Origin of the sequence: Allobosea sp. BK604 (genome assembly GCF_004341515.1) — a bacterium.
Lineage (GTDB): Bacteria > Pseudomonadota > Alphaproteobacteria > Rhizobiales > Beijerinckiaceae > Allobosea.
Genome location: NZ_SLZF01000010.1, coordinates 252,202 through 265,935 on the forward strand (window position 1 = coordinate 252,202; position 13,734 = coordinate 265,935).

The 13,734-nt window shown below is 66.7% G+C and carries 12 protein-coding genes; 6 read left to right on the plus strand and 6 right to left on the minus strand.

Annotated elements, in window-relative coordinates:
- The first annotated feature begins 159 nt into the window (after positions 1-159).
- The 3 genes from mltG to gmk all read left to right on the plus strand — a co-directional run bounded on the left by mltG (position 160) and on the right by gmk (position 3,247).
- A complete protein-coding gene (gene mltG, locus EV560_RS27865; protein ID WP_131859098.1) occupies positions 160-1,506 on the plus strand; it encodes an endolytic transglycosylase MltG in 1,347 nt (448 codons plus the stop codon).
- Positions 1,507-1,712: 206 nt separating this feature from the next.
- A complete protein-coding gene (locus EV560_RS27870) occupies positions 1,713-2,594 on the plus strand; it encodes a YicC/YloC family endoribonuclease (protein WP_131859099.1) in 882 nt (293 codons plus the stop codon).
- A gap of 5 nt (positions 2,595-2,599) precedes the next feature.
- A complete protein-coding gene (gmk, locus tag EV560_RS27875) occupies positions 2,600-3,247 on the plus strand; it encodes a guanylate kinase (protein WP_131859100.1) in 648 nt (215 codons plus the stop codon).
- Positions 3,248-3,329: 82 nt separating this feature from the next.
- Here gmk and EV560_RS27880 read toward each other — a convergent pair whose 3' ends face one another.
- Genes EV560_RS27880 through lptF form a run of 6 tightly spaced genes read right to left on the minus strand, consistent with a single transcriptional unit; the run spans position 3,330 to position 11,133 of the window.
- Entirely contained in the window at positions 3,330-4,313 is a 984-nt protein-coding gene (locus EV560_RS27880) for a Bug family tripartite tricarboxylate transporter substrate binding protein (protein WP_131859101.1), read from the minus strand.
- A gap of 56 nt (positions 4,314-4,369) precedes the next feature.
- Positions 4,370-5,218 (minus strand): 16S rRNA (adenine(1518)-N(6)/adenine(1519)-N(6))-dimethyltransferase RsmA, encoded by an 849-nt coding sequence (rsmA, locus tag EV560_RS27885; protein ID WP_131859102.1) that lies wholly within the window; start codon positions 5,216-5,218, stop codon positions 4,370-4,372.
- Positions 5,215-6,231, minus strand: a complete 1,017-nt coding sequence (gene pdxA, locus EV560_RS27890) for a 4-hydroxythreonine-4-phosphate dehydrogenase PdxA (protein ID WP_131859103.1) — start codon at positions 6,229-6,231, stop codon at positions 5,215-5,217. Before pdxA ends, rsmA begins: the two co-directional genes overlap by 4 nt.
- Before the next feature lie 46 nt (positions 6,232-6,277).
- The gene (locus EV560_RS27895) at positions 6,278-8,791 is read right to left on the minus strand and encodes an LPS-assembly protein LptD (protein ID WP_248312233.1); all 2,514 of its coding nucleotides are present in this window, start codon (positions 8,789-8,791) and stop codon (positions 6,278-6,280) included.
- A 57-nt stretch (positions 8,792-8,848) separates the two neighbouring features.
- Entirely contained in the window at positions 8,849-9,940 is a 1,092-nt protein-coding gene (gene lptG, locus EV560_RS27900; RefSeq protein ID WP_131859105.1) for an LPS export ABC transporter permease LptG, read from the minus strand.
- Positions 9,940-11,133 (minus strand): LPS export ABC transporter permease LptF, encoded by a 1,194-nt coding sequence (gene lptF, locus EV560_RS27905; RefSeq protein ID WP_248312234.1) that lies wholly within the window; start codon positions 11,131-11,133, stop codon positions 9,940-9,942. The genes lptG and lptF overlap by 1 nt, the downstream gene beginning before the upstream one ends.
- 158 nt (positions 11,134-11,291) lie before the next feature.
- On the opposite strand from lptF, the gene EV560_RS27910 reads away from it, so the two are divergent.
- The 3 genes from EV560_RS27910 to EV560_RS27920 are packed head-to-tail and all read left to right on the plus strand — an operon-like array spanning position 11,292 to position 13,691.
- Positions 11,292-12,785, plus strand: a complete 1,494-nt coding sequence (locus EV560_RS27910; RefSeq protein WP_131859106.1) for a leucyl aminopeptidase — start codon at positions 11,292-11,294, stop codon at positions 12,783-12,785.
- Between the two features lie 49 nt (positions 12,786-12,834).
- Positions 12,835-13,287, plus strand: coding sequence for a DNA polymerase III subunit chi (locus tag EV560_RS27915; protein WP_131859107.1), 453 nt, complete (start codon positions 12,835-12,837; stop codon positions 13,285-13,287).
- Positions 13,284-13,691, plus strand: coding sequence for a hypothetical protein (locus EV560_RS27920; protein ID WP_248312235.1), 408 nt, complete (start codon positions 13,284-13,286; stop codon positions 13,689-13,691). The genes EV560_RS27915 and EV560_RS27920 overlap by 4 nt, the downstream gene beginning before the upstream one ends.
- The last annotated feature ends 43 nt before the right edge of the window (positions 13,692-13,734 follow it).

The window sequence follows — 13,734 nt, forward strand, 5'->3', positions numbered from 1 at the left end:
GCTAGTCTGTCGCGCAGATTCGAGACAGGCTAGGGCATGATGCCGAAGGGCGAGAGCCGGTTTTCGGGCTTCATCATGCGTTGACCCTGCCGATCTTGCGCCCATGACCGCCCCTGGCGGCAGGCGCGCCTGAAGACCCGAACCGCGAGCGCCTGAGACGTGAACACATCGCCCCGCGTCGCCCCGAAGAGTCCGAGCGAGGCGTTGAAGCCGGTCGCTCCGCCGGCTCCGCCACCAAAGGCGCGCCGTCGGCGCCGCAGCCCCTTCGTCGCCATGCTGAGCGGCCTGTTCACCGCCCTGCTCGTGCTTGCGGGCGTGGTCGGCGCCGGCATCGCCATGGTCTCGAGCCAGAGCAAGGCGCCGGGCCCGCTCGCCAGTGACCGGGTCCTGATCATTCCCAAGGAGAGCGGCCTCACCGATATCGCCGAGTTGCTCCAGCGCGAAGGGCTGATCGAGCATCCATGGGCCTTCCGCGTCTCGGCCCTGCTTTCGGGCAACTGGACCAAGCTCAAGGCCGGCGAATACCTGTTCAAGGCTCGCGCCAGCCAGGCCGACATCCTCGACATCATCGCCGACGGCAAGGCTGTCGAGCACGCGATCACCATTCCCGAGGGCCTGACCAGCGAGCAGATCGTCGCCCGGCTGATGGAGAACGATCTCCTGACCGGCGAGGTCAACCAGGCGCCGCGCGAGGGCGCGATCCTGCCCGACACCTACAAGTTCCAGCGCGGCTATCCGCGCCAGCAGATCATCAACCGCATGGCGCAGGACCAGCGCCGCATCCTGAACGACATCTGGTCGCGCCGCCCGGCCGATCTGCCGATCAAGACGCCGCAGGAACTCGTCACGCTGGCCTCGATCGTCGAGAAGGAGACCGGCCGCGCCGATGAGCGGCCGCGTGTCGCCGGCGTCTTCATCAACCGGCTGAACCGCAAGATGAAGCTGCAATCCGACCCGACGATCGTCTACGGTCTCGCCGGCGGCAAGGGCACGCTCGGCCGGCCGATCCAGCGCAACGAGATCACCCAGGCGACGCCCTACAACACCTATGTCATCGACGGGCTGCCGCCGGGACCGATCGCCAATCCCGGCCGCGCCGCGATGGAGGCCGTGGTCAACCATTCGCGCACGAAGGATCTCTATTTCGTCGCCGATGGCAGCGGTGGGCATGCCTTCGCCGAGACCTTGGATCAGCACAACCGCAATGTCGCGCGTTGGCGCCAGGTCGAGACGCAGCGTCGCGAGACCAACAAGCCGAGCGACACGGTCGACAAGATCGAGCCGCCGCCGGCCCCGGATACCCGCACCGAGGCTCCGGGCGCTTCGCGCGCCGGCCTCGATCCCGCCTCGGGCGACAGCGCGGCGGCAGCGCCCGGCCAGCCTGGCGCCGGCGGCACGCGCGCCCGTGCCTTCGATGCCTCCGAGGGCACGCAGCGCGACCCGCTGCTCAACAAGACCTATGATCTGAATTCGCCGAAGCAGCTTCCGCAGCTGAAAGTGCCCTGAGCGGCGGCGCGAACGGCGCTTCCGGGCGTTTCATCCCCATCTTCGCGACAGCTGTGGCCTCGCCCGACTTGCGGGCAGCCGGCCCCGTCTCTACGGTCCCGCCCCACTAGAGCATCGGATCGATCCGCTGCTGGAGAAGGAGCCAGATCGCCATGTCGCGTCCGACCGGACGTGCGGCGATCCGCAGCGGTGGAGACTGAGAGCCTATGGCCATTGAGAGCATGACCGGTTTTGCCCGCGTGGCGGGCGTAGCGGGCATTCATGCCTGGGCCTGGGAGATCAAGAGCGTCAATGCACGCGGGCTCGACGTGCGGGTGCGGGTGCCGCCGGGCTTCGAGCTGCTGGCCGAGGCGGCGCGCAAGCGCCTGAGCGGCGCCTTCTCACGCGGTACGCTCCACGTCAATCTCTCGATCACAAGCGATGCCGGGCCGCCGCGGCCGCGCATCAACGAGCAGGCGCTCTCGGCCTTGATCGAGGCGGTCGGCCGCCTGCCGGTCTCCGATACCATTCGCCCGCCATCCTTCGACGGGTTGCTCGGCATTCGCGGCGTGGTCGAGTTGGCCGAGGAAAGCGAGGACGCGCTCACCGTGCTCGAAGCGCCTATCCTCGCCGGACTGGAGGCAGTCGCGCTCGGTCTGACGGAAGCCCGCGCCGCCGAGGGCCGGGCCCTGGAAGCCGTCGTGACCGGCCATCTCGCCACCATCGCCCGCCTCACCGAAGAGGCCGAGCTGCATCCGGCTCGCGGCGTCGAAGCCATTCGTGAGCGCCTCGCGATCCAGGTCCAGGCCCTACTCGATGCCAGCCAGGCGCTCGATCCGCAGCGCTTGCACCAGGAGGCGGCGCTGCTCGCGGTCAAGGCCGATATCCGCGAGGAGATCGACCGGCTGCATGCTCATGTCGCGGCCCTGCGCACCCTGCTGGCCCAGGGCGGACCGATCGGCCGCAAGCTCGATTTCCTGGCGCAGGAATTCGGCCGTGAAGCCTCGACGCTTTGCGCCAAGGCCGGCGATGCCGGCCTGTCGCGGATCGGCCTCGAATTGCGCACGGTGGTCGACCAGCTGCGCGAGCAAGTTCAGAACGTGGAGTGAGCGCGATGGCCGATCTCGTGCGCCCGGCCCGCCGCGGGCTGATGCTGATCCTGTCCTCGCCCTCGGGCGCCGGCAAGTCGACCCTGACGCGGACGCTGTCGCAGAAGGAGACCAATCTCGATCTCTCCGTCTCGGTGACGACGCGGCCGCGGCGCGCCTCCGAGATCGATGGCGTCCACTACCATTTCATCGATCGCGAAACGTTCGACGCCCTGCGCCAGCACGACGACCTGCTGGAATCGGCCGAAGTCCATGGCAATGGCTATGGCACGCCGCGAAAGCCGGTCGAGGCCGCGCTGAGGGCGGGCCGCGATGTGCTGTTCGATATCGATTATCAGGGTACGCAGCAGATCCTGGAGAAGGCGCGCGAGGATGTCGTCGCCATTTTCATCCTGCCGCCTTCGATGGCCGAGCTGCGCTCGCGTCTGGTGCGCCGGGCCGAGGATGCGCCCGACGTCATCGCCCGCCGGCTGACCAATGCCCGCGACGAGATCGCGCGTTGGAGCGTCTACGACTATGTCATCATCAACGATGATCTCGGCGCCGCCTACGAGTCGATCCGCGCCATCCTGACCGCCGAGCGCCTGAAGCGCAGCCGTGCGATCGGCATGGCCGATTTCGTCGACGGCCTGCTCGGCGAGGCGATCGCCTGAGATCCAGCCGGGTGGTCAGAGCATTTCCTTGTTTTCGCATCGGCTTTCCCGAAAACCGCAATCCACTTTTCGGGCCGATGCTCTAGTTGGCCTGGATACCGGCTTCCTTGATCACCTTCGTCCAGCGCTCGGTATCCGCCGCGATCACTGCGGCGAGCTCTGCCGGGCTGTTTCCGATCGGCTGCGCACCCTGGGCCGCCATGGCGGCGACCACCTCGGGTACTTTCAGGGCCTCAGTGATGGCGCCGTGAAGCTTGCCGATGACCGCGTCAGGCGTTTTTGCCGGCGCCATCAGCGCATACCAGGACACCGCCTCGAAACCCGCGATCCCGGTTCCCTCGGCGATCGTCGGCAGCTCCGGCATCACCTTGCTGCGCTCGCGGCTTGCAATGCCGAGGGCCCGGAGCTGGCCGGAATCGATCAGCGGCTTGGCCGTCGAGAGCTGGGCGACGATCAGCGTGACGTCGCCGCGCATCACGTCGGTCAGCGCCGGCGCGACGCCGCGATAGGGCACATGCGTCATCTCGAAGCCGGCGGAGCGCGCCAGCAATTCTGCCGCGAGATGCGCCATGCTGCCAGCGCCCGGCGAGGCGTAGGTCAGGCTCGCCGTCTTGGCGCGGCCCTGTGCGATCAGGTCCTGGGCCGACTTGATCGGCGACTGGGCACTGACGACGAGCACGTTCTCGACGCTGGCGAGCTGGGTGATCGGGGCAAAGTCCTTCACCGGATCATAAGGCAGGCTGGCGAAGAGCGCCGGATTGACCGCAGCATTGCCGACCGGCATCAGCGCCAGCGTATAGCCGTCGGGCTCCGCCTTTGCGACGGCGGCAAGTGCGGTGTTGCCCTGCGCGCCGACCCGGTTTTCCACCGTGACCGGCTGGCCCCAGCGCTGGTTGAGCTTTTCGGCGACGATCCGGGCGAGCGCATCCGGCGCGCCGCCGGCGGCGAATCCGACGATGATGCGCAGCGGCTTGGTCGGGTAGTCCTCGGCCTGGGCCGGGGCGAGACTGGAGGCGAGGCCAGCGAGAAGAGCGCTGGCGATTAGAGAGCGGCGGCTGATGCGCATTGTCTGTCCATGCCGGAACGTGTCATCGGCATGGAGGCTAGCACGATCCGTGCCGTTCAGCGCTGCGCCGCCAGCGCATTGGCGAGCCGGACGAAGCCGGAGACCGGGATCTCCTCGGCCCGGGCCGTCGGATCGATGCCGGCCGCCTCGATCATCGGAACCGGATCGGGAATGACCGCCTTGAGACTCTGGCGCAGCATCTTGCGGCGCTGGCCGAAGGCGGCGAGCGTGACCCGCTCCAGCAGCCGCTGCTCGCAAGGCTCGGGATGCTCGCGTGGAACCAGCTGGACGATCGAGGAGGTGATCTTCGGCTGTGGCACGAAGGCGGTCTTCGGCACGTCGAACAGGATCTTCGTCTCGCAACGCCAGTTCGCCAGCACGGCGAGGCGTCCGTAATCGGCGCGCTGTTCCGGCGTCGCCACGATCCGCTCGGCGACCTCGCGCTGGAACATCAGCGTCAGCGAGCGCCACCAGGGCGGCCAAGGCTCGAGGCTGAGCCAGCCGACGAGCAGCGGCGTTCCGATATTATAGGGCAGGTTGGCGACGATGCGCGCCGTCTCGCCCTTGAGATGGACCGAAAGGTCGACCGCCAATGCATCGCCGTCGACGACCTCCAGGCGGCCGGGATAATGCTCGGCGATTTCGGCCAGCGCCGGCAGGCAGCGCCGGTCGCGCTCGACGGCGATGACACGCGCGGCGCCGTTGGCGAGTAGGGCGCGCGTCAATCCGCCTGGCCCGGGGCCGATCTCGACCACGGTCTCGCCCTCGAGCGGTCCGGCCGCGCGTGCGATCCGGCCGGTCAGGTTGAGGTCGAACAGGAAATTCTGGCCGAGCGCCTTCTGCGCCATCAGCCCATGCCGCTCGACCACCTCACGCAAGGGCGGCAACTCGTCGATCTGGCTCATGCGGACTGGCTGCTCTGGTGTGCCGCCATGCGGGCGGCGAGGCGCAATGCGGCGCAGAGGCTGTCCGGCAGCGCCACGCCCCGGCCGGCAATGTCGAAGGCGGTGCCATGGTCCGGCGAGGTCCGGATGAATGGCAGCCCGAGCGTGACGTTGACGCCCTCGTCGAAGGCGATGGTCTTGATCGGGATCAGCGCCTGATCGTGATACATGGCGAGCGCGGCGTCGTAGCCGGCGCGCGCCCGTTCGTGGAACATCGTGTCGGCCGGATAGGGGCCGCGCGCCGCGATGCCGAGCGCCTTGAGCTGCTCGATCGCCGGCGCGACGATGGCATCGTCCTCCTTGCCGAGCGCGCCGCCCTCGCCGGCATGCGGGTTGAGCCCGCTGACCGCGAGCCGCGGCTCGGCGATGCCGAAACGGCTCGTAAGCTCGGCTGCGACGATGCGGCCGGTCTCGACGATCAGTTCCGTCGTCAGCAGCGTCGGCACCGAGCTGAGTGGGACATGGATCGTCACCGGTATGACGGCGAGCGTGTCGCACCAGAGCATCATCACCGGAAGTGGCGGCTTGCCACCATCTGCGGCCAGATGCGCCAGATATTCGGTATGGCCTGGGTGGCCGAAGCCCGCCGCATAGAGCACGCTCTTGGCGATCGGATTGGTGACCAGCGCCGCCGCGTGACCCTGCCGCACGGCCGCGACGGCACGGTCGATCGCTTCGATCGTCGCCGCGGCATTCGCGGCATCGGGGCGGCCGGGTTCGGCCGAGACCGGGTGATCGAGCGGGATGACGGGCAAGGCGTCGGCGAAGAGCGCCTCGGCTTCGTTCCAGCCGCAGGGCGCGATCGGAACATCAAGCCCGAGCCGCTGCGCGAGCCGGCGCAAATGCTCGGGATCGGCGAGGCAGGCGAAAGGCGGCAGCGCCGCCTCCTGCCGCTGCCTCCAGGCCAGAAGACCGAGCTCTGGCCCGATGCCCGCCGGATCGCCTTGCGTCAGAGCGAGCAGTCTGGATGGCACGTCGTTCTCCAGGGGGGCGGGCGCCCCGGCCGAATGCCGCCCCGCCTCAGCGCGTGCCCGATACGCCGTCGCCCGTGGACTGGCCGAGATTCTGCGAATAGCTGATCTCGCCCAACGTCCTCAGCTCCAACCGGAACATCACGGTGCGCGAATCCTTGTTCGTTCCGCCCATCGCCCGGTCGGCATAGGCCTGCGTATAGGACACGTCGAAGACCGTGCATTCATCGGTGTAGTTGATGCCGAAATTCATCGAAGCCGTCTGGAACGGCGTCGTGTTCGGATAGGGCGGAACGAAAAGCGCGGGGTTCAGTTGGGCGGCCTGATACTGGTTGCGCCAGAGCTCGCGGTCGTACTTGTACTTGTCGAGGTCGAACAGCACGCCGGCGCGCACGCGCCAATATTGCGCCACCTCGACCGAGCCGTTCAGGCCGAGGCCCTCGCGCCGGCGCGGGATGCCGAGTTCGGGCTGGGGCTCGTACCGGCCGTAATTGACGGAGGTCGTGAACTTGCCGGTCGAATAGCTCGCCGACGCATCCACGCGCTGCGCCTCGAGCGTGCTCTCGTCGAAGCGCGCCGCGCCGGCGAAGAGCAGGCCCTTGAACGGCGAAAGCTGCGCGCGGGCGACGAAATCGGACTTATCCGTATCGAGACCCGAGTCGAGGCCGGTATTGATCAGGTCCGGCTGCGTGTACGAGTTGCGGCCGCCCAGTTGGTAGGACTGGCCGACCAGCACATTGGCATAGGCCTGCGAGCCGAAGCGGCCGGTATAGAGCATGCCGACATTGGCGCGGGTGCCGCCTTCGACGCGGTCATAGCCCGAGAACTTGCCGTTCCACTCGAACAGGTTGTTGGTATCGAAGACGAGGCTCTGTGCATCCTCGTTGGCGATGCGCAAGCTGTTCGTCTCGTTCGGCCGGGCAATGATCTGCGCCACCGGCTCGAAGATATGCGTGCCCCAGCCATTCGTCTTCGCCACGAACGGATAGCGGTACATCAGGCCGACACCCGGCATGACGCGGCCGAAGACGTCGTCCGACGCGTCGGCGATCGTGGCGACGTTATAGTTCGGATACCCGGTCGTGTTCGGGTTGATCGAGAAGATGTCGGCCCGCAACTGGGCGTAGGGCGTCCACATCTGGCCGAGCGGGTCGATGAAGTTGCGCCGCCAGGAGACCTCGGCCGTAGCGCGAGCGACCGAGCCGGCGATGCCACGCACCAGGCAGGTGTTCTTCTGATAGATCGCACAGCCGTCGTAGAGCGCGTTGGGCTGGGTGAAGAGATAGGTCTGCTGGACCGGCAGTTGCTTGAAGGCCGCCTTCTCGCGATTGAGATAGGTGACATTGACGTTGAACTCGACCTCGCCGCCGAGGAAGGACGGCTTGTGGACGCGCTTGTCGTAATCGAGCACCGGCAGCACCGTCGGCTGCTGCTTCTGCCAATCGTAGGATGACAGCGTCTGGAAATAATAGCCGCGCAGGTCGAACCAGGCGGTCGAGCTCTGGCCGTTGAGATAGGCGGTCGAGATCGATTCCTGCAGGAAGGTCGTCGCGCTGATGCTCTCGCTCTTGATCCGGTAGTTCTTCCAGAACCAGCGATCGGTGGACATCGCGAGGTCCCAGCCGAAATTCCAGCGCGGGTTGATGAAGAACTTGCCGGAGGTCTCGAGCGAGCCGCGGAAGGTCTTGTCGCCCGCGCCATAGGGCGAGGCCAGGAACGCGTCGGGGTCGGCCTGGAAGATGCCGGCCGCGCGGATGTTGTAGGAGCCGTTCTCGAGACGATGGCGCCATTCCGCCTGGCCGAGGAAGCCCTGCCGCGACAGCAGGGTCGGCGTCAGCGTCACGTCGTAGTTCGGCGCGAGATTGATGAAATAGGGCATGCCGACGCCGAAGCCGACAGCGCCGGTATTGAGGAAAGTCGGCGCCAGGAAGCCGGTCTTGCGCTTCACCGTCGAATCCGGGCCCGACATATACGGGATATAGGCGAGCGGAATTCCGGCGAATTCGACCCGCGAATCCTCGTAATAGATCGTCTGCTCGGACTTCTTGTGGATGATCCGTGCCGAGCGAACCTGCCAGAGCGGCGGCCGCTCCGGATGCTCCTTGCACGGCTCGCAGGCGGTGTAGATGCCCTTCTCGAAGACGAAGGTCTCGCCGTCGGTGCGCTCGGCCCGCGGCGCGGTGAAGCGCGTCTTGTCCGGGTTCACGACGCGCAGCGAATCGATGAATCCGTCGCGGAAGTCATCGGTCAGGTTGAAGCGGTCGCCGGTGATGACGGTGCCGTTGGACTCGGTGATGCGGGCATTGCCGGTCGCGACCACGCGCTTGCTGGCGCGGTCATAGGTAACCTTGTCGGCCTCGATCGTGCGGCCCTGATACAGGATCTGCACGTCGCCGACGGCGGAAACGGAATTGTTCTTGTTGTCGTAGACGAGCTCGCGAGCGTCGACGACCATGCGCTCCTGCGGCTTCTGCGGCGCCTGGGCCTGAGCCCATGCGTCGCCAGCCGGCAGGACGTAGGCCAGGCTCGAGACGAGCGCAGTCGCCGCGGCCAAGCGCGCCATTCGTCTCACGCCAGACGCCATACGCTCAACCCTAAATTAACCATAGGCACAGTACTGTTACCCATCTTCCTGGTGCAGGAGGGCGAGAGCGCCGAGCAACGTCCCCACAATTGCCGGCAGCCAAGCGGCCACCGGTGGGTTGACGATCCCCGATGCGCCCAGCTCCTCGGATAATTGCGTCGCAACATAGAGCACGAACCCAGCCGCTACGCCACCTATCACCAACTTGGTGACGCCACCAAACCTGAAAAATCTTAAGGAAACGGATGCTGCCACCAGCACCATGGCCAGCAGCAGCAGCGGCCTGGCCATAAGTGACTGATAACGCAGCTCGTATCGGGTCGTATCGAGGCCTGCTCTTTGTGTCCGTTCGATGACCCCCGGCATCGACCAGAAGCCGACGGAATCCGGCGGGGTGAAGCTTTGCCGCAACTGATCGGGCTCCAGTGTCGTCGCGAGCAAATAGGTCGTGTAGCTCTGTGGCTCTTCCGTGGCGGAAACCACCCGCGCGTCGGTCAATTCCCAATAGCCCCGATACAGCACCGCCTCGCGCGCCTCGATGCGCTCGCTGAAGCCACCCTCGGGGTTGAAGGCGAAGATCGCGACCTGCGACAGGCCATTGCCTTCGGGCAGGGCGGCCGCAGCGCGGATAATGGCCTGGCCGTCGACGCTGCGCTGGCGAATCCAGATGTCCTGCCCGGTGCCGGCGGCCTGGCCGGCACGGGCGAATATCGCCGCCTCCAGCGTCGTCGCGCGCCGCTTCATCTCGGCTGCGAGCGGGTTGTAGACCATGATCGAGACGAGCCCGACCAGTACCGCCACCAGCGCTGCCGGCTGCAGGAATTGCCAGGCCGAGACGCCGACCGAGCGGGCGACGACAAGCTCGAGCTTCCGGCTGAGCGTCAGCAGCGCGAACATGCCGCCGAACAGCACGGCGAAGGGAAAGATCTGCTCGGCCACCGCCGGCGCGCGGAACAGCGCGAGCTGGATGACCTTGGGCGTGGTGGCGAGCGGCGAATCGCCGGCGCGCCGCATCAGCTCGACGAAATCGAGCGTCAGCACCAGGAAGAAGAAGGTGCCGAAGACGCTGAGGATCGAGCGCGCGAAGCGCTTCGTCAGATAGCGGCCGAAAGTCGAGACGAGCAGCATCAGGCGCGCCGCAGCCGTGCCGTCAGGCCGTTGATCGGGATCATCAGCGGCTCGAAGAGCCGCGTCAGCCAGGGCCGCAGCCGGTTGCCGTAGAGAATCAGCGCGATCGAGATCACGATGGTCACCAGCGGCAGCACGTAGAGCAGGACGACCGCGAAGGGCGAGCGCACGCTCGCGGTCCAGGCGGCATAGGCTCCGATGCGCACCGCGCCGACGATCAGGATCGCGGCCTGGATCGCGGCGTTGCGCCCCTGTCGCGTCGTGCGCGCCTCGCCGAGCACGGCGAAAGCGACGAGCATGAAGGCGATCGGATAGAGCGGTGCCGAGAGCCGGTTGTGCAGTTCGGCGCGGAACCGGCCGGCCTGGATCTGGTAATAGCCCTCGTTCGGGTCCTGGTTGAGCAGGGCCCAGGTCGTGCGCTCGCGCGGCTTGTAGACCACCTTGTCGCCGCTGCCCTCGCCGTCGCCGCCGGTCGAGTCGCCCGACAGCGCCGAGAGGTTGAGGGCGTAGCGCTCGAAGGAGATGACCGAGGTCGCGTCGCTGCTCTTAGTCTCGCGCTGGATCGTGCCTTTTTCCAGCATCAGGAAGCTGTTGCCATCGGCTTCGACCGTGCGGCCGCGCTCGGCGATATAGACAGCCGGCTGGTTGGGGTCGCGCCGGTCCTGCATGAAGATGCCGAGCAGCGCGTCGCCCTGCTTCTCGCGATAGTGGAAGGTGACGCCCGAATCGAGCGCGACGAACTGGCCTTCCTTGACGATATTGGCGACGAAATCGGCGCGGATCAGCGTGATCAGGTCGCGCAATGCGCGAAAACCCGCCGGCATCACCGAGATCGACATCCAGCCGACCAGGAGCGACGCGGCGATGGTCAGCACGACGAAGGGCCGGGTCAGCCGGTGCGGCGCGATCCCGGAGGCGTTCATCACGATCAGCTCCGAATCGCCGTTGAGCTTGTTGAGCGTGTAGAGCGTCGCCATGAACAGCGCGACCGGCGTGATGCCCGCGATCAGCGCCGGCAGCGAGAGCAGCGTCACCGTGAAGAAGATATAGACGGTCTGGCCCTTGCCGGTGATCAGGTCGACCTCGCGCAGCGCCTGCGTCACCCAGATCACGCTCGTCAGCCCGACCAGAATCACGATCGCCGCAAGTGCGGCCATCTTCAGGATGTAGCGGTCGATGAGGAGCAGACGCACGCTTTCGCTTCCGGTTTGGCCAGCAAGGTCCTGGCGCCCTTGGACGGTTCGCCAAACACCCCCTATGGTATAGCCTTGATTATGGCGCAAACGGGAATCGTCCACGCCTTCGTCATTGCCCCTCTTCGATCCCTATTCCCCCCAATTGTGAGCAGCTTATGTCGCAGCGCCTGAAGCTTGATGTCAAAGCCCTGACCGCCATTGGGGCCGAGGACCTCGTCATCCTCGTCTCGGACCGGCTGACGCCGGCCAAGGTCGCCGAGGAATGGCTGGGCGAGGGCACGCGGGCGCTGCTCGCACGCGCCGCCGCGGCCGAACGCTTCAAGGGCAAGGCGCTTTCCGGCCTGACGGTGCTGGCTCCCGACGGCGCCGGCTACGAGCGCCTGATCGTCATCGGCACGGGCCCTGCCGGCGAGCGCGACAAGCTCGATTTCGCCAAGCTCGGCGGCGCCATCGCCGGCAAACTGGGCAGCGGCCGCTCCGCCGATGTCATCGCCGCCCTGCCGGAGAGCGAGATCAGCGCCGACGAGATCGCCCAGATCGGTCTCGGCCTCAGGCTGCGCGCCTATGCTTTCGATCGCTACAAGACCAAGAGCAAGGAGAAGGACGAGGCTGAGCCGATCGCCGTGACCTTGCGCGTCGCTGATTCCTCAGGTGTGAAGAAGGCGCTGAAAGCGCGCGAGGCGATCGCGGCGGGCGTCGAGGTCGCTCGCGACCTCGTGAACGAGCCGCCGAACGTGCTCTATCCCGAGGAATTCGCTGACCGTGCCGCCAAGCTGGAGAAGCTCGGCGTCGAGATCGAGATCCTCGACGAGAAGCAGCTCAAGAAGATCGGCATGCGCGCGCTGCTCGGCGTCGGCCAGGGCTCGCGCCGCGAAAGCCGCGTCGTGGTGATGCGCTGGAACGGTGCCAAGTCGAGCGTCCAGCCGGTCGCCTTCATCGGCAAGGGCGTGACCTTCGACACCGGTGGCATCTCGCTGAAGCCGGGCGCCGGCATGGAGGACATGAAGGGCGACATGGCCGGCGCAGCCTGCGTCACCGGCCTGATGCATGCGCTCGCCGCCCGCAAGGCCAAGGTCAATGCCGTCGGCGTCATCGGCCTGGTCGAGAACATGCCGGACGGCAATGCCCAGCGCCCCGGCGACATCGTCACTTCGCTATCCGGCCAGACCATCGAGATCATCAACACCGATGCCGAGGGCCGGCTCGTGCTGGCCGATGTGCTCTGGTACACGCAGGAGCGCTTCAAGCCGCAATTCATGGTCAATCTGGCGACCCTGACCGGCGCGATCCTGGTCGCGCTGGCGCAGGAGAATGCCGGCCTGTTCTCGAACAGCGATGAGCTCAGCGAGCGCCTGACCGTAGCGGGGAAGGCGACGGGCGAGACGGTCTGGCGCATGCCGCTCAGCCCCGGCTACGACAAGATGATCGATTCCAAGTTCGCCGACATGAAGAACTCTGCCGGCCGCTATGGCGGCTCGATCACCGCCGCCCAGTTCCTGCAGCGTCATGTCAACGACACGCCCTGGGCCCATCTCGACATCGCCGGCACCGGCATGAACTCGCCGAATTCCGACGTGAACCGCTCCTGGGGCTCGGGCTGGGGCGTGCGCCTGCTCGATCGGCTGGTCGCCGATCACTACGAGAGCTGATTCGATCCCTGCGCCACCTGGCGCAGTGCACTGATATGAAAGGGATTTCGTGGCCGAAATCCTGTTCTACCATCTCCAGTCGCGCCCGCTCGAGCAGGTCCTGCCGACCTTGCTCGACCGCTCGCTGGCGCGCGGCTGGCGGGCGGTGGTCGAGATGTCTAGCAGCGAGCGCCTGGCTGCGCTCGACGACCATCTCTGGACCTATGCCGACGAGAGCTTCCTGCCGCATGTCACGGCGGCCGATCCCGACGCCGCCAACAACCCGATCGTGCTGACCACGAAGCCGGAAAATCCCAACCGCGCGCAGGTTCGGTTCTGCGTCGAAGGGGTCCGCATTCCCGACGCATTGCAGGACTACGAGCGCATCGTCCTGATGTTCGACGGCGACGATCCCGACGCGCTCGCAGCGGCCCGCGAGGATTGGCGCAAACTCAAGGCGCTCGGCGAGAGCGCCACCTATTGGCAGCAGGATGAAACCGGCCGCTGGGAGAAGAAAGCGTGAGACTACCTGTTCTGTTCGCCTGTGCCGTGGCCCTGGGCGGCTGTTCCGTCGATATCGGCGGCTTCTCCTTCACCCAGGATTCAAGCGGCACCCGCACGAGCAGCGTCTCCGCCCGCGCGTCCACTCAGGAAGCGTTGCTCGGACCGGACGGGGAATGCGAGGCCAATGCCTCTCTCGATCCCTCCACGCGCCCGCTGCCGAAAGAGATCGCGCTCGGCATCACCGAATGCGAGCTGGTCAAGCTCAAGGGCTCGCGCCCGACCGACGTCCTGATCGGCGAGAGCGGCAAGGGGCAGCGCGAGGTCCAGGTGCTCTACTCCGAGCCCGGGGCCCGGGAGATCTACATGTTCACCGATAATCGCCTGAGCCGGATCAACAAGCCGGGACAGGGGCCGCAGGGTTAAGCGGCAAGTCTGGACGACAGTACTGAGGGGACGATCGGCGTCC